We start from the raw sequence: 21,672 nt of genomic DNA, 5'->3' as shown, positions 1-21,672 counted from the left end.
GGCTTTAACGGCTGTGGCGTGATACGGTTGACAAGACGGGACAGCGGAAGGAGGGAAAAACCTGCGCCAGATCAAACAGACCGGCGCAGGCGAGATGCGGAATACGGCGGCGATTACTGCGGGAACAGCTCTTCGCGGGTGACGGTGGCCGTGCCCAGCTTGCCGACGACGATGCCGCCGGCCCGGTTGGCCGTACGCACTGCATCGCCCAGGCTCATGCCGGCGCCCAGCATGGCCGCCATGGTGGCGATCACCGTATCGCCCGCGCCCGAGACGTCGAATACTTCGCGCGCATCGGTCGGCATGTGCAGCACCTCATCGGCCGTGTACAGGCTCATGCCCTCTTCGGAACGGGTCAGCAGCAAGGCTTCCAGGCCCAGCTGTGCGCGCATCTGCTGCGCGCGTTCCGTGAGTTGCTCTTCCGTATTCCAGTTGCCGATCACGCGGCGCAGTTCGGACTTGTTCGGAGTGAGCACTGACGCTCCTGTATAGCGGCTGAAATCATCCCCTTTCGGGTCGACCATGACGATCTTGCCGGCGGCCTTGGCGGCCTTGATCATCTCGGCCACATTCACCAGGCTGCCCTTGGCGTAGTCCGACATGACCACCACGTCGTAGTGCGGCAAGAGGGCATTAAACTGCGCCAACTTGTCGCGCAGCACCGTATCGCTGGGCGCATCCTCGAAGTCGATGCGCAGCATTTGCTGCTGGCGGCCGATCACGCGCAGCTTGATGATGGTGGAAATGGCCGCATCGCGCTGCAGATAGCTGTGGATGCCGCCGCCTTCGAGCAGGCGCTCGACCTGGCTGCCTGCCTCGTCGTCGCCGACCACGCCCAGCAAGCTCGTCTTCGTTCCCAGCGCTGCGGCGTTGCGCGCCACGTTGGCCGCGCCGCCCAGGCGCTCTTCGCGCTTCTCGATGCGCACGATGGGTACCGGCGCTTCCGGCGAAATACGGCTGACATCGCCGAACCAGTAACGGTCCAGCATCACATCGCCCACCACCAGCAGGCGCACCTGGGCCAGCGCGGCCGGCGCCGTCAAGGCGACCACCTCTTGGGCGCTCATGCGCGCGTCAGGATCGAGCGACCGATCCCGTGGTATTCGATGCCATTCTCGGCCATGACGGCCGGCTCGAACAGGTTGCGTCCGTCAAAGATCACGGCCTGCTTCAGGCGCGCCTTGACCTGTTCGAAATCGGGACTGCGGAAGGCTTTCCACTCGGTCACGATGACCAGCGCATCGGCGTCCTGCAGCGCATCCTTCGGACTGTCGGCAAAGCGCACCCTTGCCAACTGCTCCGGCGTCAAGTCCAGTTGCAGCACGCGGCGTGCCTCGGGCATGGCCACCGGGTCATACACGGCCACCGTGGCGCCGCGCGCCAGCAAGTCCGCCAGCAGCACGCGGGCCGACGCTTCGCGCATGTCGTCCGTGTTCGGCTTGAAGGCCAGTCCCCAGACGGCGAAATGCCGGCCCGTCAGATCTGCGCCGAAGCGAGTGACCACTTTGCGCCCCAGCACCTGCTTCTGCTGGTCGTTGACAGCTTCGACGGCACGCAGGATCAGCAACTCCTGCCCATAGCCGCGCGCCGTGCGCTCGAGCGCCTGCACGTCTTTCGGGAAGCAGGAACCGCCATAGCCGCAACCTGCGTACAGGAAGCTATGGCCGATGCGCGGGTCGGAACCGATGCCGTGGCGCACGGCCTCGATATCGACGCCCACCTTGTCGGCCAGGTTCGCCAGTTCATTCATGAAGGAAATACGCGTGGCCAGCATGGCGTTCGCCGCATACTTCGTGAATTCGGCCGAGCGCACGTCCATCCAGTAGGTACGTTCGCGGTTGCGGTTGAACGGCGCGTACAGGCTTTTCAGCAATTCGCGCGCGCGCTCGCCGTCCGGCGTGCTGTCGCAGCCGATGACGATGCGGTCCGGGCGCATGAAGTCTTCGACGGCCGCACCTTCCTTGAGAAATTCCGGGTTCGACGCCACCGAGAACGTGGCGGCCACGCCGCGCGCGTCCAGTTCGCCCTGGATGGCGGCGCGCACTTTTTCGGCCGTGCCGACGGGCACGGTGGACTTGTCGACGATGACCTTGAAGTCCGTCATGTACTTGCCGATGCCGCGCGCGGCCGCCAGCACGTATTGCAGGTCGGCCGAGCCGTCTTCATCGGGCGGCGTGCCGACGGCGATGAATTGCATCACGCCGTGCGCGGCGGCTGCCTCGACGTCGGTGGAAAAGGTCATGCGGCCGGCGGCGCGGTTGCGCGCCACGACTTCTTCCAGGCCCGGTTCGTGGATGGGGATGCCGCCGCTGTTGAGCAAGGCGACCTTCTGTGCGTCCAGGTCGAGGCAAAAAACGTCGTTGCCCAGTTCCGCCAGGCAGGCGCCCGTCACGAGGCCCACATAGCCCGTGCCGATAATGGTGATTTTCATGGTTGTGCCGTATTTGTAATATGTCTATCTGACCTGCAAGTGCACAGCACAGGGTTCAGGGCAAGGCGCGGCGCCGAAGACAGTACGAATAGTACGGCGAGGCGTTGCAACGCAGCCATGGACCCTGTGGTGGGCACGACTAATTCATGACGTTGAGCTCTTCGGTGCGACGCGGTGGATACGTTTCCCAGCGATTGCAGCCAGGGCAGTGCCAGTAGAACTGGCGGGCCTTGAAGCCGCAGTGGCTGCACTGGTAGCGGGCCAGCTTCTGCGTGTAGCCGTGCACGAGGTTTTTCACCATCGACAGCTCGGACCAGATGGCGGCCGGCGCATCCATCATGCGCGCTTCCAGCAGTTTATCCAGGCCCAGCAGGGTCGGCGTGCGGCGCAGCTCGGCGCTGACCAACTGCTTCGCCGCTTCCACGCCGTCGAGTTCGATGACGGCCTTGAAGACGACCTCGATCAAGTCGATCGACGACGCCTCTTCCAGGTAGGAGCGCAGCAGGTTGACGCCTTCCTGCGCGCGGCCCACCTTGGTGTAGCCATCCATCAGGCGCTGCGCCACCAGGGCCACGTGCGGCACGCTTTGCTGCTCCACGCGGCGCCAGGTCGTCAGCGCGCCTTCCGTGTCGCCGCGCGCCAGCAGCACGTCACCCGTCAGGATGGTGGCGCGCACGCTCTTGCGGTCCGTCTGCAGGGCTTTTTCCAGCAGCGGCATGGCGTCGTCCGGTTTCATGTGCACCAGCGCGTCATGCGCCAGCTCGCAATAGAACTGGGCGATTTCCTTCTGCCGCGCCCCGGCGCCCGATTCCTGCAAGCCGACGGCCGCTTCGATGGCACGCGGCCATTCCTTTTCGCGCTGGTAAATTTCCAGCAGCGCGCGGCGCGCCTGGGCCGCATATTGCGTGTCGACCAGGCTGTTGAAGGTTTCCTCGGCGCGGTCCAGCAAGCCTGCCTTCAGGTAATCCATGCCCAGCTCATAGGCGGCATGGCCCTGCTGTTCCAGCGGCAAGTCCGGGCGCGCCAGCAAATTCTGGTGCACGCGGATGGCGCGCTCCGTCTCGCCGCGGCGGCGGAACAGGTTGCCCAGCGCAAAGTGCATATCGGCCGATTCCGGGTCCAGCTTGACGACTTCGATGAAGGCATCGATGGCCTTGTCATGCTGCTCATTGAGCAGGAAATTCAAGCCCTTGAAGTAATTGCGCGGCAGGCTGCGCGATTCGGACACCAGTTGATGAATGTCCACACGCGCGGCAATCCAGCCCAGCGCGAAAAACACCGGGATACCCAAGAGCCACCAGAGTTCAAAATCCATGCGATTGTTTTTATTCGAGTAAGAGAGATAGGAGCGACGGCGCCGCTTACTGCGCGCTCACGCTGTCCGGTTGCGGCTGGACATTGCTGGCCACGCCAACGGTTTGCAGCGCGGCAATGGTGGTTTTTTGCTTGCTCGCTTCGCGGCGGTGACGGAACACGGTCGGCGTCAGGGCCAATACGCCCAGGCTGGCGCCGGCGACAAAAAAGCCCAGCAGCATCAGGACCAGGGGGCCGCGAATTTCATAATTGAGGAAAACATGCAGGTCGACAACCTGCGCATTCTTCAGCGCAAAACTGAAGAACAGGACGAAAAGAACACAGCCAACGATGGTGGAGATGATTTTCATCGATACGCCCAGAAAGTACAAAAAATGCCGTATGGCACAACCTCGGAATGCCTGGCAGAAGCGTAGCGAGCGTCAGTGATTTGTGGCCGAGAAGCGCAACCGTACTGAAGTACGGTGAGCATCGCAGGCCGCAAAGCGCGACGCGCAGTAGCTTATGTCAGGTATTCTCAGCATATTAACAAAAAAAAGCGGCATCCGAGGACGCCGCTTTCTATGTCGCCTTCCAGCAGACGATTAATCCTCGATGATCGGTTGCCCGACCATCGCGTCCACGCGCTCGCGCAACTGTTTGCCCGGTTTGAAGTGGGGTACCCGTTTTTCGGGAACCATCACCTTGTCGCCGGATTTCGGGTTGCGGCCGATGCGCGGGGGCCTGCTGTTCAGGGCAAAACTGCCAAAACCGCGGATCTCGATACGCTGACCGGTCGCCAGGGCGTTGGTCATCGCATCGAGAATGGTCTTGACGGCATACTCCGCATCTTTCGCCACCAGCTGAGAATAACGCTCAGCGAGGCGGTTGATCAGCTCGGACTTTGTCATCTGCCGTATCCGCAGTCTTAGTTCTTGTTATCGAACTTAGCTTTCAACAAGGCGCCCAGGCTGGTGGTGCCCGAAGCTGCGTTGTTGTCGGTAGCTGCCATCTTCTGCATGGCTTCCTGGGTTTCCACGTTGTCTTTCGCTTTGATCGACAGTTGGATACCACGGGCTTTGCGGTCGATGTTCAACACCATGGCTTCGACGGTATCGCCGACTTTCAGGTGCGTACCAGCATCTTCAACGCGGTCGCGCGAGATTTCGGAAGCGCGCAGGTAGCCTTCAACTTCTTCGGACAGTTGGATCACGGCGCCTTTAGGCTCAACCGATTTAACGGTGCCGGTTACCAGCGAGCCTTTGTCGTTCATGGCTGCGAAGTTGTTGAATGGGTCACCTTCCAGTTGCTTGACGCCCAGGGAAACGCGCTCGCGCTCAACGTCGATGGCCAGAACGATGGCTTCCAGTTCGTCACCTTTCTTGAAGCGACGCACGGCTTCTTCGCCGGTTTCGGTCCAGGACAGGTCGGACAGATGCACCAGACCGTCGATGTTGCCGGCCAGGCCGATGAACACGCCGAAGTCGGTGATCGATTTGATCGCGCCGCGGACTTTATCGCCCTTCTTGTGGGTAACGCCAAAGTCATCCCAAGGGTTGGCTTTGCACTGTTTCATACCCAGCGAGATACGACGACGCTCTTCGTCGATTTCCAGAACCATCACTTCTACTTCATCGCCCAGTTGGACAACTTTGTTAGGAGCAACGTTTTTGTTCGTCCAGTCCATTTCGGAAACGTGTACCAGACCTTCGATACCCTGTTCCACTTCAACGAACGCGCCGTAGTCGGTCAGGTTCGTTACTTTACCGAACAGACGGGTGCTTTGTGGGTAACGACGGGACAGACCGGTCCAAGGATCGTCGCCCAGTTGTTTCACGCCCAGCGAAACACGGTTTTTCTCTTGATCGTATTTCAGGACTTTGGCGGTGATTTCCTGGCCAACCGTCAGTACTTCCGACGGGTGACGTACACGGCGCCATGCCAGGTCGGTGATGTGCAGCAAGCCATCGATACCGCCCAGATCCACGAACGCGCCGTAGTCGGTGATATTTTTGACGACGCCGGTCACGACCGTGCCTTCTTTCAGCGTTTCCATCAGTTTCTGACGCTCTTCGCCCATCGAAGCTTCGATGACGGCGCGGCGGGACAGAACCACGTTGTTACGCTTGCGATCGAGCTTGATCACTTTGAATTCGAGGGTTTTGCCTTCGAATGGGGTGGTGTCTTTGACAGGACGGGTATCAACCAGCGAGCCCGGCAGGAATGCGCGGATGCCGTTGGTCAACACGGTCAGACCGCCTTTGACTTTACCATTGACGGTACCGACGACGATTTCGCCCGATTCCATCGCTTTTTCCAGAGCCAGCCACGAAGCCAGACGCTTGGCTTTGTCGCGCGACAGGATGGTATCGCCGAAACCGTTTTCCAGCGATTCGATCGCCACGGAAACGAAGTCACCAACTTTGACTTCCAGTTCGCCGTGGTCGTTCTTGAATTCTTCGACAGGGATGAATGCTTCGGATTTGAGGCCAGCGTTCACGATCACGAAATTGTGGTCGAGGCGCACGACTTCAGCGGAAATAACTTCGCCGGAGCGCATATCTTGACGCGACAACGATTCCTCGAAGAGCGCAGCAAAACTTTCCATACCGGTAGATTCGTTAGTTGTAACAGTAGACATAGGGTTCACACAGGTTATCCAGCAGAGATCGCACGACGCGACTTAAACTGGGTTAGGTTTTTGACACACCCGGACAGGCCAGGAGCCGTCAACGGGCACCACATAGCACAACAACACGCTATTTTGCTGCAGCTGCATACCATTTCAACACGGTTTCAACGGCAACATCTGCCGTCATTTCCGACGTATCGAGGACATGCGCCCCTTCCGCAGGGACCAGCGGCGCAATCGCACGGTGAGTATCACGTTCGTCCCGCGCCTGCAAATCCATCAGAAGGTCTTCCATCTTAGCAGAAAAACCCTTGTCTATCAATTGCTTGTAGCGCCGTTGCGCGCGCGCCTCGACGCTGGCGGTGAGGAACACCTTCAATTGGGCATGCGGGAAGATCACCGTGCCCATGTCGCGCCCGTCGGCCACCAGACCCGGCGTCTTGCGAAAACCCAGCTGCAAGCCCACCAGTGCATGGCGCACCGTTGGCAGAACGGCAATTTTTGACGCCGTATTGCCCACTTCTTCGGCACGGATCTGCTCGGTGACGTTTTCCTGCGCCAGCAGGATCTCGCCACCCGCGAAATGGCAGGGCAAATGCTCGGCCAGCTTGGCCAGCGCGTGCTCGTCGCGCAGGTCGGTGCCGCGGCGCAGCGCGCTCAAGGCCGTCAGGCGGTACAGCGCGCCCGAATCCAGGTAATGAAAGCCCAGCTTGTCGGCCACGCGGTGCGCCACCGTGCCCTTGCCGGAAGCGGTAGGGCCGTCGATGGCGATGACCGGGATATTGGAGGTTGACATAGTATTAAACAATCAATTAAATCAAGGTATCTTTGGCTATCCCCGCAAACGCAGCGAAATACTCGGGGAAGGTCTTGGCCACGCATTTCGGGTCGTTGATGCGCATGGCGTTGCCGCGGCGCGCCGCGCCATCGAGCGAGGCGAGCGAGAAGCACATGGCCATGCGGTGGTCGTCATACGTGTCGATGGTCGCTGCGGCGATTGAGGCTGGTGGCGTCACGCGCAGGTAGTCCGCGCCCTCTTCCACTTCCGCGCCCAGCTTGCGCAACTCCGTCGCCATGGCGGTCAGGCGGTCCGTTTCCTTCACCCTCCAGCTGGCGATATTGCGCAAGGTCGAGGTGCCGTCCGCGTACAGGGCGGCCACGGCGATCGTCATGGCCGCGTCGGGAATATGATTAAAATCCATGTCGACGGCCGTCAAGACGCCGTTCGAGCGGGCCTCGATCCAGTTCTCGCCCATGGTGATGGTCGCGCCCATCTGCTGCAAGGCTTCGACGAAACGCACGTCGCCCTGGATGCTGTCGCGCCCCACGCCTTCCACGCGCACGGGACCGCCGCCGATGGCGCCGGCCGCCAGGAAGTACGAGGCCGACGACGCGTCGCCCTCCACGTGGATCGTGCCCGGGCTTTGATAGTGCTGGCCCGGCTGCACGGTGAACGACTGCCAGCCGTCATGCTCGACCGTCACGCCGAAGCGGCGCATCAGGTTCAGGGTAATTTCAATGTATGGCTTGGAAATCAGCTCGCCCGTCACATCGATGGTCACCGCATGGTCGCGCGCCATCAGCGGCGCCACCATCAAGAGGGCCGTCAAGAACTGGCTCGACACATTGCCGCGCACGGCGATGCGTTGCGCGTGGATATGGCCACGGCGGATGCGCAGCGGCGGGAAACCCTGCTCGCCCGTGTATTCGATCTGCGTGCCGACGGCGTTCAGCGCGTCGACCAGGTCGCCGATCGGACGCTCGTGCATGCGCGACACGCCGTGCAGCGTGTAGTCGCCGCCGATCACGGCCAGGGCCGCCGTCAGCGGGCGGATCGCCGTGCCGGCGTTCCCCATGAACAGGTCAGCCGCGTGGTGCGGGAAGACGCCGCCGCAGCCTTCCACGTGGTGCACCTGGTGGGCAGTAGCCGGATCGCCCGTCAATTCATCCTGCGTCCATTTGACGCCCAGCGACGTCAACGCCGTGAGCATGACGAAGGTGTCGTCGGAGGCGAGCAAGTCGATGATTTTCGTCGTGCCCCTGGCCAGCGCGGCGAGCAGCAGCACGCGGTTGGAAATGCTTTTCGAGCCGGGCAAACGCACCGTGCCTTCGGCATGCATCACCGGCTGCAAATCGATATGGTGAGGGTAGTGCTTGGTCTGGGTCATGCTGGAATCCTTGAGTATTTATCGTGTGGGCGCGGCAGGTATTTCCGCCGTTTCAATCGCCTCGATCCATTGTTGCCGCGCGTGCTGGGCGTTCGCATACACGCCTTCGATGGCGGCGCCGTCGTTCGCGGCCAGGTGGGCGCGCAAGGTCGTCAACTGCGCCAGATAGGCGTCCAGTTCATGCAACAGCGCCGGCTGGTTGGCCAGGCTGATGTCGCGCCACATTTCCGGCGATGAGCCGGCGATGCGCGTAAAGTCGCGAAAGCCGCTGGCCGCGTATTGAAACAGCAGGCCCGCGTGCGGTTTGTTGGCGATGTCGTCGACCAGCGCAAAGGCCAGCAAATGCGGCAGATGGCTGACGGCGGCAAATACCTTGTCATGTTCTTCGGGTGTCAATGTGTGCAGGATGGCACCGCAGGCGCGCCACGCGGCCGCCACCCGTTCCACGTCGGCGGCGCAATTTTCCGCCAGCGGCGTGAGCACCACTTTCTTGCCTTGATACAGATCGATGATGGCCGCGTCAGGCCCGTTCGTCTCGCGTCCCGCGATCGGGTGGCCGGGCACGAATTGCGCCACCTTGCCGCCGAGCGCCGCGCGCGCGGCCGCCACCACGTCGCTTTTCGTGCTGCCAGCATCGGTGACGACGGTAGCAGGCTGCAGATGCGGCGCGATGGACGCCAAAATGGCGCCCGTCTGCGCCACGGGCGCGGCGACCAGCACCAGGTCGGCGCCAAGCAAGGCTTGCGCCATGTCGCCGCCGATTTCGTCGATGATGCCCAGCTCCAGCGCGCGCGCCAGCGAGGCCGATGAACGGCCCATGCCGACCACCGTGGCGACCGCGCCCGCGTGTTTCAGGGCGCGCGCGAACGAGCCGCCGATCAGGCCTACGCCGAAGATGACGACTTTTTTCAGTGCAGGCGTCGTCATATCGTCAGGCCAGCGCTTTCGTCAGCGCGGCGATGAAGATGGCGTTTTCCTGCGGCAGGCCGATGGAAATGCGCAGCCATTGCGGCAAGCCGTAGCTGCCCACGGGGCGCACGATCACGCCCTGCTGGAGCAGTGCCAGGTTGACTCGCGCGCCGGCGCCGTCATCGTCGCCTACTTTCACCAGCACGAAATTGCCGTGCGACGGCACGAATTCCAGGCCCAGCTGCGTGAACGCTTCGGTGAACTGCTGGTAGCCGGCCGCGTTGTTGCGCGCGCTTTGCTCGAGGAAGGCCTTGTCGTTCAGCGCGGCAATCGCCGCCGCCTGCGCCAGCGAGTTGACATTGAACGGCTGGCGGATGCGGTTCATCAGGTCCGTCAGCACCGGCTGGGCGATGGCGAAGCCGATGCGCAGGCCGGCCAGGCCGTAGGCCTTCGACAGGGTGCGCGAGACCACCAGGTTCGGATACTGGCGCACCCACGCCGTCGACTCGTACTGCTCGTCGGCCGAGAGGAATTCGTTGTAGGCTTCATCCAGCACCACCACCACGTGCTGTGGCACTTTTTGCAGGAACGCTTCGAGCTGCGCGGCCGACAGGAAGGTGCCGGTCGGGTTGTTCGGGTTGGCGATGAAGACCAGGCGCGTATCGTCGGCAATCGCCGCCGCCATGGCGTCCAGGTCATGGCCGTAGGCTTGCGCCGGCACGACGATGTGGCGCGCACCCAGGCCTTGCGTGGCCAGCGCGTACACGGCAAACGAATACTGCGAGTACACCACGGACTGGCCATGCTCGACAAACGCGTGCGCGGCGATTTCCAGGATATCGTTGCTGCCATTGCCCAGAGTGATCCAGTCGGCCGGCACGTCATAGCGCTTCGACAGCACGGCTTTCAGGTCGAAGCCGTTGGCGTCCGGGTAGCGGCCCAGGTCATCGATGGCGGCGATCATCGCTTGCTTGGCCGATTCCGGCATGCCGTACGGATTTTCATTCGATGCCAGCTTGACGATGGCTGCCTCGTCGAGGCCGAATTCGCGCGCGACTTCGGCGATTGGTTTGCCGCTCTGGTAAGGGGCGATGGCGCGGACGTATTCTGGACCGATATTTTTAGACATGGTGTTCTTTAAAAGTTGGTGAATGATTAGGCTGGTGGCTGTTGTTGGGTTACGCTGCGCTAACCCAACCTACAGCTTACCGCAGGTCGGGTAGGTCGGATTAGCGCAGCGTAATCCGACACCAGTCAACGAAGTTACAAGCTGACCGGATACGACCCCAGCACCTTGAAAAACGCCGCGTTGCTCTGCAGCTCGGCCAGCGCCTGGGCGACGGCAGCGTCGTGCACGTGGCCTTCCACATCGACATAGAAATAATACTCCCAGCTGCCCATGCGCGCCGGGCGCGACTCGAAGCGCGTCATCGACACGCCATGCTTCGCCAGAGGCGCCAGCAACTGGTACACGGCGCCCGCCTTGTTCGGCACGGCCAGCACCAGCGAGGTCTGGTCCTTGCCCGACGGCGCCGTCTGCAAGGTGCCCACGACGGCGAAGCGCGTACGGTTGTGCGGGTCGTCCTGGATATGGCCCTTGACCACGCCCAGCTTGTACTGCGCGCCCGCCAGTTCGCTGGCAATCGCCGCCACCGTGCCATCTTCGCCGGCCATGCGCGCCGCTTCGGCATTCGAGGCCACGGCATGGCGCGCGATGTGCGGGTAATTCTGGTTCAGCCACACCTGGCACTGCGCCAGCGCCTGCGAATGCGCGCAAATCGAGGTCACGCCATCCATGTTGCCGCTCTTCGTCATCAGGCTGTGGTGCACGGCAATGGCGACTTCACCGCTGATGATGAGGCTAGTCTGCAGCATCATGTCCAGCGTGCGGTTGACGGCGCCTTCCGAGGAGTTTTCGATGGGCACGACGCCAAAGTCGGCCGTTCCCGCCTCGGCGGAGCGGAACACTTCATCGATGGATGCGCACGGCAAGCCTTCGACGGCGCTGCCGAACTGCTGGTACACGGCCTGCTCGCTGAAGGTGCCGGCCGGGCCAAGGTAGGCCACGGTGACGCGCTTTTCCAGCGAGCGGCAGGACGACATGATTTCGCGGAAGATGGTCTGCACTTCGCGATCGCCCATGGGGCCGGGATTGCGCTCGGCCACGCCGCGCAGCACCTGCGCTTCGCGCTCGGGACGGAACACGGGCGCCTGCGTCTCGGCCTTCACGTGGCCCACTTGCTGGGCGATTTGCGCGCGACGATTCAGCAGTTCGAGGATTTGCGCGTCGATCGCATCGATCTGTTCGCGCAGCGGTTTCAATTTATCGGTCATGGTTGTTTGTTTCGTCAGCTGTACTTCAATCATGGCCGCGCGGCCTGCGCCGGCGGCGGGCCGGCGCGGTCGTCTAGGCGACTCAGCGTCCGGCAAACTCGTTCAGATAATTCACTAAGGCTTGCACGCCCTCGATCGGCATCGCGTTATAGATCGATGCACGCATGCCGCCGACGGACTTGTGGCCCTTCAGTTGCAGCAGGCCGCGCTGCTTGGCGCCGGCCAGGAATGCGTCGTTCAAGCTTTCATCGCGCAGATAGAACGGGATGGTCATGCGCGAGCGGTATGCGGGATCGACCCGGTTCTGGTAGAAGTCGTCCGCATCGAGCGCCGCGTACAGCAGCGCCGCTTTCTCAATATTACGCTGTTCCATGGCCGCCACGCCACCTTGGCGTTTGAGCCACTGGAAAACCAGGCCGGCGATATAGATACCGTAGGTGGGCGGCGTGTTGTACATCGACTCATGTTCGGCCACGATAGTCCAGTCGAAGGCCGACGGACAGATCGGCAGCGCCTTGCCCAGCAAGTCTTCGCGCACGATGACCAGGGTCAGGCCGGCCGGGCCGATATTCTTTTGCGCGCCGCCAAAGATGACGCCGTATTGCGACACGTCGATCACGCGCGACAAAATATGCGAGGACATGTCGGCCACGATGGTGGTGCCAGCCGGCACGCCTGGCGCCTGCTGGAATTCCACGCCGTCGATGGTTTCATTGGTGCAGATATGCAGGTAGGCGGCGCCCGGCGTCAGCTGCCACTCGGCGACGGGTGGCACACCCGTGAAACGCGTGGCCTTGGACGATGCGGCCACGTTGACGTTGGCATACTTGGCCGCTTCCTGGATCGACTTGCCCGACCACGAACCCGTATGCACGAAGTCGATGGTGGCCGGCTGCTGCGCGGCCAGGCCCACCAGATTCATGGGGATGATGGCGTTCTCGCCCAGGCCACCGCCCTGCAGGAACAGGATCTTGTAGTTCTCGGGCACGGCCAGCAGTTCGCGCAGATCGGCTACTGCCTGCTTGTAGATGGAGATGAATTCGGGACCACGGTGGCTCATTTCCATCACCGACATGCCGCTGCCATGCCAATCGAGCATTTCGGCGGCCGCTTGCGCCAGCACTTCCTTGGGCAGGACGGCGGGGCCGGCGGAGAAGTTGTAGATATGGGTCACGATACGGTCCTTAGTAAAATGAAATTATTGGGGCGGCTGCGTGGCCGCCCGCATGACTTGCTCGAGCACGGCGTTCACGCGCGGAATCAGCACGCGCTGGCTGATGGCCATCGATTCGGCCGACAGTTGCGGCATGGTGGCCAGCATCTTGCGGCCCAGCGGCGTCTTGTAGAAGGCCGTCAGCTGCTCGACTTCCGGCACCGTGTAAAAGCGCGCGTACAGGGGCACCATTTCGGCGCTCAACTCATCGATCAGGGTCGGGTCGGCCAGCACCTGCGTCAGGGTGGCGATGGCGACGGGAATTTCTTCCTCGGCGCTGGCCAGCGCGCGCGCCTTGCGCTGCTCGTCCAGTTTCGGGTTACTGTTGATTTGCTGCTGCGCCGACTGGCGGATCATGGCCGGCACCGATTGCAGCATCTGGTCGAAGATGCTGCGCGTGAGCTGCGGGAACTGCATCGCGTCAAGCATGCGCCGCACGGCCACTTTCATGGCGGGGCTGGGCGCGGCCTGGCGCGCGGGCGTGGCTTGCGCGCTCTGGGCCAGGGCCGGCAGGGTCGCAAGGAAGGCCAGCGAAAACGCGGCGAAGAAGGTGGCGACGATTTTTCTCATGGCATGCGGGATGTTGAATGACTGGTAAAAGGGGTGCGGCCAGGAGGCGTCGGCTTACGCCCTGTGGGCTAAGCCGACCTACGAACACAATAACCGTCCGTGTCGCAAGTGGTGCGCCAACAGCAATTGGGGCTCCCGAAAGAGCCCCAATCATCTTACTCCGGCTGGACCGGATCGACAGGATCAACGGGATCGGCTGGTTCAGCCTCTGCCGGCGCAGCCGCGGCCTCCAGGCCCGCCTCCGTCGTCAGCTCGACTTCGTCGATATCCGTTTCCACCACGCGCTGCAGGCCGGACAGCTTGGTGCCGTCTTCCACGGCGATCAGGGTCACGCCCTGCGTCGCGCGGCCCATTTCGCGGATTTCCGACACGCGGGTGCGAATCAGCACGCCGCCGGTGGTGATCAGCATGATTTCATCGCTGGTATCGACCAGGGTCGCGGCAACCACTTTACCGTTGCGCTCGCTGGTCTGGATGGCGATCATGCCTTTCGTGCCACGGCCATGGCGCGTGTACTCGGTGATCGGCGTACGCTTGCCGTAACCGTTTTCGGTTGCCGTCAGTACCGACTGCTGCTCGTTCTCGGCCACCAGCAGGGCGATCACGTGCTGGCCTTCTTCCAGGTTCATGCCGCGCACGCCGCGCGCCGTGCGGCCCATCGGACGCACATCGTTTTCGTCGAAGCGCACTGCCTTGCCCGAATCGGAGAACAGCATCACGTCGTGCTGGCCGTCGGTCAGCGCCGCGCCGATCAGGAAGTCGCCGTCGTCCAGGTCGACCGCGATGATGCCGGCCTTGCGTGGATTGCTGAAGTCCTTCAGCGGCGTCTTTTTCACGGTACCGAGGCTGGTCGACATGAACACGTAATGGTCTTCCGGGAACGTGCGGTTCTCGCCCGACAGCGGCAGGATCACGGTGATCTTTTCGTTGTCCTGCAGCGGGAACATGTTGACGATCGGCTTGCCGCGCGAATTGCGCGAGCCTTGCGGCACTTCCCACACCTTCAGCCAGTACATGCGGCCACGATCCGAGAAGCACAGGATGTAGTCGTGCGTGTTGGCGATGAACAGCTGGTCGATCCAGTCTTCCTCTTTGGTCGCCATGGCTTGCTTGCCGCGTCCGCCGCGCTTCTGCGCGCGGTATTCGGAAATCGGCTGCGCCTTCATGTAACCGGTGTGCGACAGGGTCACGACCATGTCTTGCGGCGTGATCAGGTCTTCCGTTTCCAGGTCGGTGGCATTGAGCTCGATCTGCGAGCGGCGCACGTCCTTGTTGCCGGCACCGTATTCGTTCTTCGCCGCCGTCATTTCATCGGTGATGATGACGGTGACGCGTTCCGGCTTGGCCAGGATGTCGAGCAAGTCGGCGATATGTTCCATCACGTCCTTGTACTCGTTGACGATCTTGTCCTGTTCCAGGCCGGTCAGGCGTTGCAAACGCATTTGCAAAATTTCCTGCGCCTGGTCGTCCGACAGCTTGTACAGGCCATCGCCCTGCATGCCGTAGTGCTTCGGCAGGTTTTCCGGACGGTAAGCATCGATGCCGCCTGGCGTCGTGCCGTCGCCCGTGCGGGCCAGCATTTCGCGCACGACGGACGAATCCCAGGCCTTGGCCATCAGCTCGACCTTGGCGATCGGCGGCGTCGGCGCGGCCTTGATGATGGCGATGAAGTCATCGATATTGGCCAGCGCGACAGCCAGGCCTTCGAGCACGTGACCGCGTTCGCGCGCCTTGCGCAGTTCGAACACGGTGCGGCGCGTGACCACTTCGCGGCGGTGCGACAGGAAGCATTGCAGCATCTGCTTGAGGTTCAGCAGCTTCGGCTGGCCATCGACCAGGGCCACCATGTTCATGCCGAAGGTGTCTTGCAACTGGGTCTGCTTGTACAGATTGTTCAGCACCACTTCCGGCACTTCGCCCCGTTTCAGCTCGATCACCACGCGCATGCCCGACTTGTCGGATTCATCGCGGATATCGGAAATGCCGTCGAGCTTCTTGTCGCGCACGTTTTCGGCGATACGCTCCAGCAAGGATTTCTTGTTGACCTGGAATGGCAGCTCGTCGACGATGATGGCGATGCGGCCGCCATCCTTGCCGTATTCTTCGAAGTGGGTCTTGGCGCGCATCACTACGCGGCCGCGGCCCGTGCGGTAGCCGTCGCGCACGCCCGACACGCCATAGATGATGCCGGCGGTAGGGAAATCGGGGGCGGGAATGATCTCGATCAATTCATCGATCGTGCAATCGGGGTTGCGCAGCACGTGCAGCGCACCGTCGATGACTTCGGTGATGTTGTGTGGCGGAATATTCGTCGCCATGCCGACGGCGATACCGGACGAGCCATTGATCAGCAGGTTCGGGATACGCGTCGGCAAGACCGTCGGTTCCTTTTCCTTGCCATCGTAGTTGGGCTGGAAGTCGACGGTATCCTTGTCGATATCGGCCAGCAGTTCGCCGGCAATCTTGTCCAGGCGGCACTCGGTGTAACGCATCGCCGCGGCGCCATCGCCGTCGACGGAACCGAAGTTACCCTGGCCATCGACGAGCATGTAGCGCAGCGAAAAATCCTGCGCCATGCGCACCAGTGTGTCGTAGATCGAGGCATCGCCGTGGGGATGGTATTTACCCATGGTTTCGCCGACCACGCGGGCGCACTTGACGTAAGGGCGGTTCCACACGTTATTCATTTCATGCATCGCGAACAAGACGCGGCGGTGCACTGGCTTCAAGCCATCACGCGCATCGGGCAAGGCGCGACCGACGATCACGCTCATGGCGTAATCGAGGTAGCTCTTGCGCATCTCTTCTTCGAGGGAAATAGGAATTGTTTCTTTTGCGAATTGATCCATTGGCGGTTCGACTGATCTCAGGCTGTGGTTAACTTATCTGTTACGCAATGTATGACGCAATACTGCATATCCTGGGTGGCTGTCGTCGTGGACGCTGCGCCGTGCGCTGCTGGCGCGGCCCGGCGTCCATGTCGCAGAGTGCCAGAACAAATCGGCGCACTGGCGGCACGGCCAGTATGCGTACCGCTAGGGTACGTGCTGGTCATGCGGTGCCGCCGTGGGCATTTGCCCGACACTCTTAACAGTCAAGCGCACGATTTTAGCATGCGCGCCCAGCTACCTGTACAAATTGGCCATACCAACAAGATTGGCAGTTTGCACCGGGGGCGTGCATGTTGACCTGTCGATAATGCACAATGACAATATCAGTTCAAGACACCTGCCCTTAAAAGTGGCAAAAAAAGCGATCAAATGTTACAGATGCGTTACAAATGGGCATTTTCGTTGCGCAAATACAACGCACGGTCTAAAATCGGGCAAGCTTTGATTTAACCACCGTCGTGCGCCCCTGATGCGTGTGGCAAAATGACTGAGAAGTTAATTGCTAGTTTCGCAATCTGAAACGAGCGCATATGGTCTACATGATAAAATCTTGGCACGTAGCACCAGTAGCGCAGTGTTGTTCTGCGGATATCACCCCCCGAAAGGAAAAAAGAATGAATAAATTTGTAACGCTGTTTTTCGCTGCATCCGCAGTGATTGCTGGCTCGGCTTCGGCCCAAACCCCAACCTCCCCACCATTCGCGCCAGTTACCACTGACATCAAAGCACCAAGCCCAAAAAGCGCTTACGTGCAAGATGCCCGCGGCGTGATCGTGCGCGATCCATTCGGTCTGTGCTGGCGCACTGGCTACTGGACACCTGCTGACGCAGTGCCAGGTTGCGACGTGCCACTGTGCGTAGAGCCAGAAACCCTGCAAGACGGCAAGTGCGTAGCGCCACCAGCGCCAGTCGTACCAGCACCGGCACCAGTCGTTGTCGTACCAGTACCAGTCGTTGTGGCTCCTACCTCGGAAAAAGTCAGCTTCGCTGCTGATGCATTCTTCGATTTCGACAAAGCTACGCTGAAGCCAGAAGGCAAAGCCAAGCTGGACGAACTGTCCGCACAACTGGGCGGCATCAACCTGGAAGTCATCATCGCTGTGGGTCACACCGACTCCGTCGGCACCGATGCTTACAACCAAAAACTGTCGGTACGTCGTGCTGATGCTGTCAAAGCCTACCTGGTCTCCAAAGGCGTTGAAAGCAACCGCGTGTACACCGAAGGCAAAGGCGAAAAACAACCTGTTGCTGATAACAAAACTGCCGAAGGCCGTGCGAAAAACCGTCGCGTGGAAATCGAAGTTGTTGGTACCCGCAACAAGTAATAGCTGAGCCCCCGGACTTGCCGCAAGTCATCGCGCAAGTCAAGGACAGCATGAAAAACCCCGCCAAGGCGGGGTTTTTTTTCGTCCGTGGCTGCCCGATTGTAAAATTGCCGCTATTATTCGACCTATGAACGCCGACCCTCTCGAAATCCAAAAATTCAGTGAGCTGGCCCACCGCTGGTGGGACCCCACTTCCGAGTTTCGTCCCTTGCACGAAATTAACCCCCTGCGCCTGGAATGGATCAACGCGAAAGTGCCGCTGGCCGGCAAGCGCGTGATCGACATCGGCTGCGGCGGCGGCATCCTGGCCGAATCGATGGCCCGCAAGGGCGCCGACGTGACAGGCATCGACCTGTCCGACAAGGCCCTGAAAGTGGCCGACCTGCACAGCCTGGAATCGGGCGCCAAGGTACGCTACAAGCTGATCGCCGCCGAAGCCATGGCCGAGGAAGAGCCGGGCCAGTACGACGTCGTGACCTGCATGGAAATGCTCGAGCACGTGCCGGACCCCGCCGCCATCGTCAAGGCTTGCGCCACGCTGGTGAAACCGGGCGGCCACGTCTTCCTGTCGACCCTGAACCGCAACCCGAAAGCGTACCTGTTCGCCATCCTGGGCGCCGAATACATCCTGCGCCTGCTGCCGAAAGGCACGCACGACTATGACAAATTCATCACCCCGTCCGAACTGTCGCAATACCTGCGCAGCGCCGGCCTGGACGTCAACAGCATGCGCGGCATGGGCTACAATCCGCTGACCAAGATTTACTCACTTAATAGCGATACCAGCGTCAATTATCTGGTGGCCTGCACCCGGTCGCTGTAACCATCACGCACAATACAAGGCGGCTGCGGCCGCCATTTTTCATTCTTACTTGACACACTTTGCCTGCCATGATCACAGACCATCTGCCAGCCCCGCGCGCCATCCTGTTCGACCTCGACGGCACCCTGGCCGACACCGCGCCCGACCTGGCGGCGGCCATCAATCTGCTGCGCGCGCGCGCCGGCCTGGCGCCGACCCCGTATGACATCCTGCGCCCCACCGCCTCGGCCGGCGCGCGCGGCATGATAGGCGCGTCGTATGGCGTGCAACCTGGCGAAAGCGGCTACGAAGCGCTGAAAGACGGCTTCCTGAACAATTACGAAGCGGCCCTGGCCGTGGAAAGCCGTTTATTCGACGGCATCCCCGCCCTGCTCGACGGCTTGCAAACGCTGGGCCTGGCCTGGGGCGTGGTCACCAACAAGGCGGCCCGCTTCACCGACCCGCTGGTGGGCCAGATCGGCCTGGGCGCCGCCGGCTGCGTGATCTCGGGCGACACCATGGCGCACCCGAAACCGCACCCCGCCCCTCTGCTGGAAGCGGCGCGCCGCCTGGAACTGGCGCCGCAAGACTGCTGGTACGTGGGCGACGACCTGCGCGACATCCAGGCCGGCCGCGCCGCGGGCATGCGCACGGTCGCCTGCGCCTGGGGCTACTGCGGCCCCATCGAGCCGCAGCACTGGAAGGCCGACCACCTGCTGGACACGCCGCTGGCCCTGCTCGAGCTGGTGACTGGCGTGGTGAAGGCGGCGCAGGAGCGGCAGCTGGCGGCATAAATCGGCCTCCACTTGATCTGGCACGCCAGCAAACGAATGCATCATGCAAGAGTGGGCAGATTGCGCTACAATGAAGGTTCTGTGGGGACGACCTGGTTTCGACGTGGGTTGCAAAGCAGCGCAGGGCATACCGAGGGCGGGCTACCTCGTAAATACAACCTGAAAAAACTTAACTGCAAACGATAACTCGTACGCACTGGCAGCTTAATTGCTGTTAGCTCTAGAACACCTCGTCCCTGGGGTGGGCCGTTAAAAGCTCTAGAGTCATTTACAGGGACTCGTCTGATGCTGGGTTACTTAGCGTCCGACTAAATAATAGGTAACTCGCTTGCCCATAACGTGCACATCCGTGCTGGCTGAGTTAAATTAAATGATAGTGCTAAGTATGTAGAACTGTCTGTAGAGTGCTTGCGGACGCGGGTTCGATTCCCGCCGTCTCCACCACTGAATAAATAAAAGGGCTTCCCCGTTTTGGCGGGGAGGCCCTTTTTATTTATTCAACGCATGCAGAGCGCGGGCAGCGCATCCGCGTCCGGTACGGGCGCGGGGGTTTTGCGGGGCCTTCGGCGAGCGCAGCTCGGCGCCGCAAAACCGGGTTGCGCTTGCAAGCGCAACCCTCTCCGATTCGTCTGACTGGCTCTTGCGCCGCAGGCGGTTTTTCCTAACGACAACCTTAGCGGCTCAGGCTGTATACGAATGGCGGACCTCGCTCTGTGTCAGGGGCCAATGATATAGTGCCGGGAATGTATTCACTGAAGGAAACCAACATGAAAAACAACGCAACCGCTCGCCCGCCAGCAAACCAGGCTCCTGCCAGACTCAGCAAAGGGGACTTCGTCACCGCACTGCGCAAGCAGCTGCAAGAAGCAGCAAAGGCCGGCGAAACCAGCGTGGACGTACGCGCTGCGACCCTGCACACCGACGTTGGCGTTTATCCCGCGCGCGGCCACTCGATGCCGACCTGTTGCACGGTAATGTATGAAGAGATGCAGCCCGGTGACGAGATACTGCTGACGCCATCCGGCGGCAAAGGACCTACGCTGCTGGTACGATATAAATTCCCGCGCTGAGAATCGCGGTCTTAAGCTACTGGTGGCGATTCAGAGCGCTAATCGGCTCCGTGCGCTTCCTCCTTATTGTGTTGAAAAAGTTAAGTGGCAACAATTTCGGAAGGCCTCAGATCTCCACCATGCCGGTAATCGGTCACTAGCGACGGTACTGGCCAGTCCAGGCTGGCAGGAATTCTATCTACAGGTCAACCTCAGCCGCTCAGGTCGTGTACGAATGTCGGACCTGGCCCTCGCGCCTTGGTTGCGCGCCAGCCGCGGCGCTGCAAGTGGCAGACGCTGGTGCACAGCAAGGCTGGCAACAATAAATTGAGAACCGGTACGAGCATCAGCAAGCACAACAGCAGGCCTAGAGCAAAGATCACAGGACGCTGCTCGCGGCGCAAGGCCGCTTGTTGTTCCACGCTGAGCACGGCTTCGGCCGCAGCGCCGTAGATCATTTGCACATTCCAGGCCAGCAAGTACGAGATCAGCACGCACATCGCCCACACGGGAATCATCAGGGAAAGCAACAGCAACAGGCGCCGCCGCCAGGCGGGGCACGCGGCGGAGGCATCCAGTCCGGCCGGCGCTTGCCAAGCAACATAGCGGCGCGCCGCCACGGCCTTGGCGTGCTCCAGCAACAAGCAGCGCAGCGGCAAGCGCGCCGTGCCGATGGCGCCGACGATAAAGACCATCACATAGAAAAAAGCTGCCAACGCCAGCAGCGCCAGGGCGATCTGGCCGATCGACAGCAGGGCCTTGGCGGCACTGCCCAGGCTGCCGGCGATATTGCCCATCTGCGAGAGCGTGGCCGGCCCGTTGGCCAGTGTCCCGATGCCATCCATCACGCCCAGGCCCAGCAAACCGGTGACGGACACCAGCGCCAGCATGGCGCTCAGCTCGACAAAAAACGGCCGAAACAGCTATACAGTCCCAGCCACAGCGCCACGACCGCCATGCACCACAGGGCGGAGCGCCACCACAGGCCCGCATGACGCGCGTCGCGCAGTCCCAGGCCGATACACGTGAAGGCTTCCCGCCAGGCCAGCAGCCAGGTTTGCAATGTTTGTGTCACGCTAGTGCGTACTCCGCAATGAAGGGGCGGATACATCGATCCATCAATCCGTATGTTGCCGATTCTTCATGGACAAGGCTGGCGCACGCGCCGCCGAGAACAATGGACAAACCCGGATCCAGCTCGCCATTGTTTGCGATACCGCAAGTCCAAACAGAAAGGAATGCGAAACAATGCCAGCTCCCC

20 protein-coding genes and 1 other RNA gene are annotated in these 21,672 nt (G+C 61.4%); 5 read left to right on the top strand and 16 right to left on the bottom strand.

Features of this window, described 5'->3' with window-relative positions; translation table 11 throughout:
- Nucleotides 1–113: 113 nt before the first annotated feature.
- From rfaE1 to gyrA, 14 genes are all read right to left on the bottom strand, one after another.
- Nucleotides 114–1,067, bottom strand: a complete 954-nt coding sequence (gene rfaE1 / locus FJQ89_RS24680; protein WP_141172088.1) for a D-glycero-beta-D-manno-heptose-7-phosphate kinase — start codon at nucleotides 1,065–1,067, stop codon at nucleotides 114–116.
- Entirely contained in the window at nucleotides 1,064–2,431 is a 1,368-nt protein-coding gene (locus FJQ89_RS24675) for a UDP-glucose dehydrogenase family protein (RefSeq protein WP_141172087.1), read from the bottom strand. The genes rfaE1 and FJQ89_RS24675 overlap by 4 nt, the downstream gene beginning before the upstream one ends.
- Nucleotides 2,432–2,570: 139 nt before the next feature.
- On the bottom strand, nucleotides 2,571–3,746 hold the full coding sequence (gene lapB / locus FJQ89_RS24670; protein ID WP_141172086.1) for a lipopolysaccharide assembly protein LapB: 1,176 nt from the start codon (nucleotides 3,744–3,746) through the stop codon (nucleotides 2,571–2,573).
- Between the two features lie 46 nt (nucleotides 3,747–3,792).
- On the bottom strand, nucleotides 3,793–4,095 hold the full coding sequence (locus tag FJQ89_RS24665) for a LapA family protein (protein WP_077400759.1): 303 nt from the start codon (nucleotides 4,093–4,095) through the stop codon (nucleotides 3,793–3,795).
- Nucleotides 4,096–4,329: 234 nt separating this feature from the next.
- The gene (locus tag FJQ89_RS24660; RefSeq protein ID WP_008446215.1) at nucleotides 4,330–4,635 is read right to left on the bottom strand and encodes an integration host factor subunit beta; all 306 of its coding nucleotides are present in this window, start codon (nucleotides 4,633–4,635) and stop codon (nucleotides 4,330–4,332) included.
- 17 nt (nucleotides 4,636–4,652) lie between these two features.
- A complete protein-coding gene (gene rpsA / locus FJQ89_RS24655) occupies nucleotides 4,653–6,332 on the bottom strand; it encodes a 30S ribosomal protein S1 (RefSeq protein WP_034751798.1) in 1,680 nt (559 codons plus the stop codon).
- A 151-nt stretch (nucleotides 6,333–6,483) separates the two neighbouring features.
- Nucleotides 6,484–7,152 carry a (d)CMP kinase gene (gene cmk, locus FJQ89_RS24650; protein ID WP_141172085.1) on the bottom strand — a complete coding sequence of 223 codons (669 nt, stop codon included), beginning with the start codon at nucleotides 7,150–7,152 and terminating at the stop codon, nucleotides 6,484–6,486.
- 16 nt (nucleotides 7,153–7,168) lie between these two features.
- On the bottom strand, nucleotides 7,169–8,524 hold the full coding sequence (gene aroA, locus FJQ89_RS24645; RefSeq protein WP_141172084.1) for a 3-phosphoshikimate 1-carboxyvinyltransferase: 1,356 nt from the start codon (nucleotides 8,522–8,524) through the stop codon (nucleotides 7,169–7,171).
- 18 nt (nucleotides 8,525–8,542) lie between these two features.
- Nucleotides 8,543–9,451, bottom strand: coding sequence for a prephenate dehydrogenase (locus FJQ89_RS24640; RefSeq protein WP_205704529.1), 909 nt, complete (start codon nucleotides 9,449–9,451; stop codon nucleotides 8,543–8,545).
- A gap of 4 nt (nucleotides 9,452–9,455) precedes the next feature.
- Complete coding sequence (gene hisC / locus FJQ89_RS24635) at nucleotides 9,456–10,562, bottom strand: histidinol-phosphate transaminase (RefSeq protein WP_141172083.1); 1,107 nt, start codon at nucleotides 10,560–10,562, stop codon at nucleotides 9,456–9,458.
- A 134-nt stretch (nucleotides 10,563–10,696) separates the two neighbouring features.
- Nucleotides 10,697–11,767, bottom strand: coding sequence for a prephenate dehydratase (pheA, locus tag FJQ89_RS24630; RefSeq protein WP_092612019.1), 1,071 nt, complete (start codon nucleotides 11,765–11,767; stop codon nucleotides 10,697–10,699).
- A gap of 82 nt (nucleotides 11,768–11,849) precedes the next feature.
- Nucleotides 11,850–12,941, bottom strand: a complete 1,092-nt coding sequence (serC, locus tag FJQ89_RS24625; protein WP_141172082.1) for a 3-phosphoserine/phosphohydroxythreonine transaminase — start codon at nucleotides 12,939–12,941, stop codon at nucleotides 11,850–11,852.
- A gap of 24 nt (nucleotides 12,942–12,965) precedes the next feature.
- Nucleotides 12,966–13,550 (bottom strand): DUF2059 domain-containing protein, encoded by a 585-nt coding sequence (locus FJQ89_RS24620; RefSeq protein ID WP_141172081.1) that lies wholly within the window; start codon nucleotides 13,548–13,550, stop codon nucleotides 12,966–12,968.
- A gap of 155 nt (nucleotides 13,551–13,705) precedes the next feature.
- Nucleotides 13,706–16,399 carry a DNA gyrase subunit A gene (gyrA, locus tag FJQ89_RS24615; protein ID WP_141172080.1) on the bottom strand — a complete coding sequence of 898 codons (2,694 nt, stop codon included), beginning with the start codon at nucleotides 16,397–16,399 and terminating at the stop codon, nucleotides 13,706–13,708.
- Between the two features lie 656 nt (nucleotides 16,400–17,055).
- Here gyrA and ompA point away from each other — a divergent pair.
- From ompA to FJQ89_RS24590, 5 genes are all read left to right on the top strand, one after another.
- Nucleotides 17,056–17,766, top strand: a complete 711-nt coding sequence (gene ompA, locus FJQ89_RS24610; protein ID WP_071078971.1) for an outer membrane protein OmpA — start codon at nucleotides 17,056–17,058, stop codon at nucleotides 17,764–17,766.
- Nucleotides 17,767–17,893: 127 nt separating this feature from the next.
- Nucleotides 17,894–18,589, top strand: a complete 696-nt coding sequence (gene ubiG, locus FJQ89_RS24605; protein ID WP_141172079.1) for a bifunctional 2-polyprenyl-6-hydroxyphenol methylase/3-demethylubiquinol 3-O-methyltransferase UbiG — start codon at nucleotides 17,894–17,896, stop codon at nucleotides 18,587–18,589.
- A 68-nt stretch (nucleotides 18,590–18,657) separates the two neighbouring features.
- Nucleotides 18,658–19,362, top strand: a complete 705-nt coding sequence (locus FJQ89_RS24600; protein WP_141172078.1) for an HAD family hydrolase — start codon at nucleotides 18,658–18,660, stop codon at nucleotides 19,360–19,362.
- Between the two features lie 83 nt (nucleotides 19,363–19,445).
- Nucleotides 19,446–19,806, top strand: a transfer-messenger RNA (tmRNA) gene (ssrA, locus tag FJQ89_RS24595).
- 323 nt (nucleotides 19,807–20,129) lie between these two features.
- Nucleotides 20,130–20,432, top strand: a complete 303-nt coding sequence (locus tag FJQ89_RS24590) for an HNH endonuclease (RefSeq protein ID WP_141172077.1) — start codon at nucleotides 20,130–20,132, stop codon at nucleotides 20,430–20,432.
- Between the two features lie 191 nt (nucleotides 20,433–20,623).
- Here FJQ89_RS24590 and FJQ89_RS24585 read toward each other — a convergent pair whose 3' ends face one another.
- Both FJQ89_RS24585 and FJQ89_RS24580 read right to left on the bottom strand, forming a co-directional pair.
- Nucleotides 20,624–21,301 (bottom strand): hypothetical protein, encoded by a 678-nt coding sequence (locus FJQ89_RS24585; protein ID WP_141172076.1) that lies wholly within the window; start codon nucleotides 21,299–21,301, stop codon nucleotides 20,624–20,626.
- A 5-nt stretch (nucleotides 21,302–21,306) separates the two neighbouring features.
- Nucleotides 21,307–21,486, bottom strand: coding sequence for a hypothetical protein (locus FJQ89_RS24580; RefSeq protein WP_141172075.1), 180 nt, complete (start codon nucleotides 21,484–21,486; stop codon nucleotides 21,307–21,309).
- Nucleotides 21,487–21,672: the final 186 nt, after the last annotated feature.

The organism is Janthinobacterium tructae, from assembly GCF_006517255.1.
Taxonomy (GTDB): domain Bacteria; phylum Pseudomonadota; class Gammaproteobacteria; order Burkholderiales; family Burkholderiaceae_D; genus Janthinobacterium; species Janthinobacterium tructae.
The sequence above is the reverse complement of the archived record's forward strand: the minus strand, read 5'-3'. Positions and strand labels throughout refer to the sequence as shown.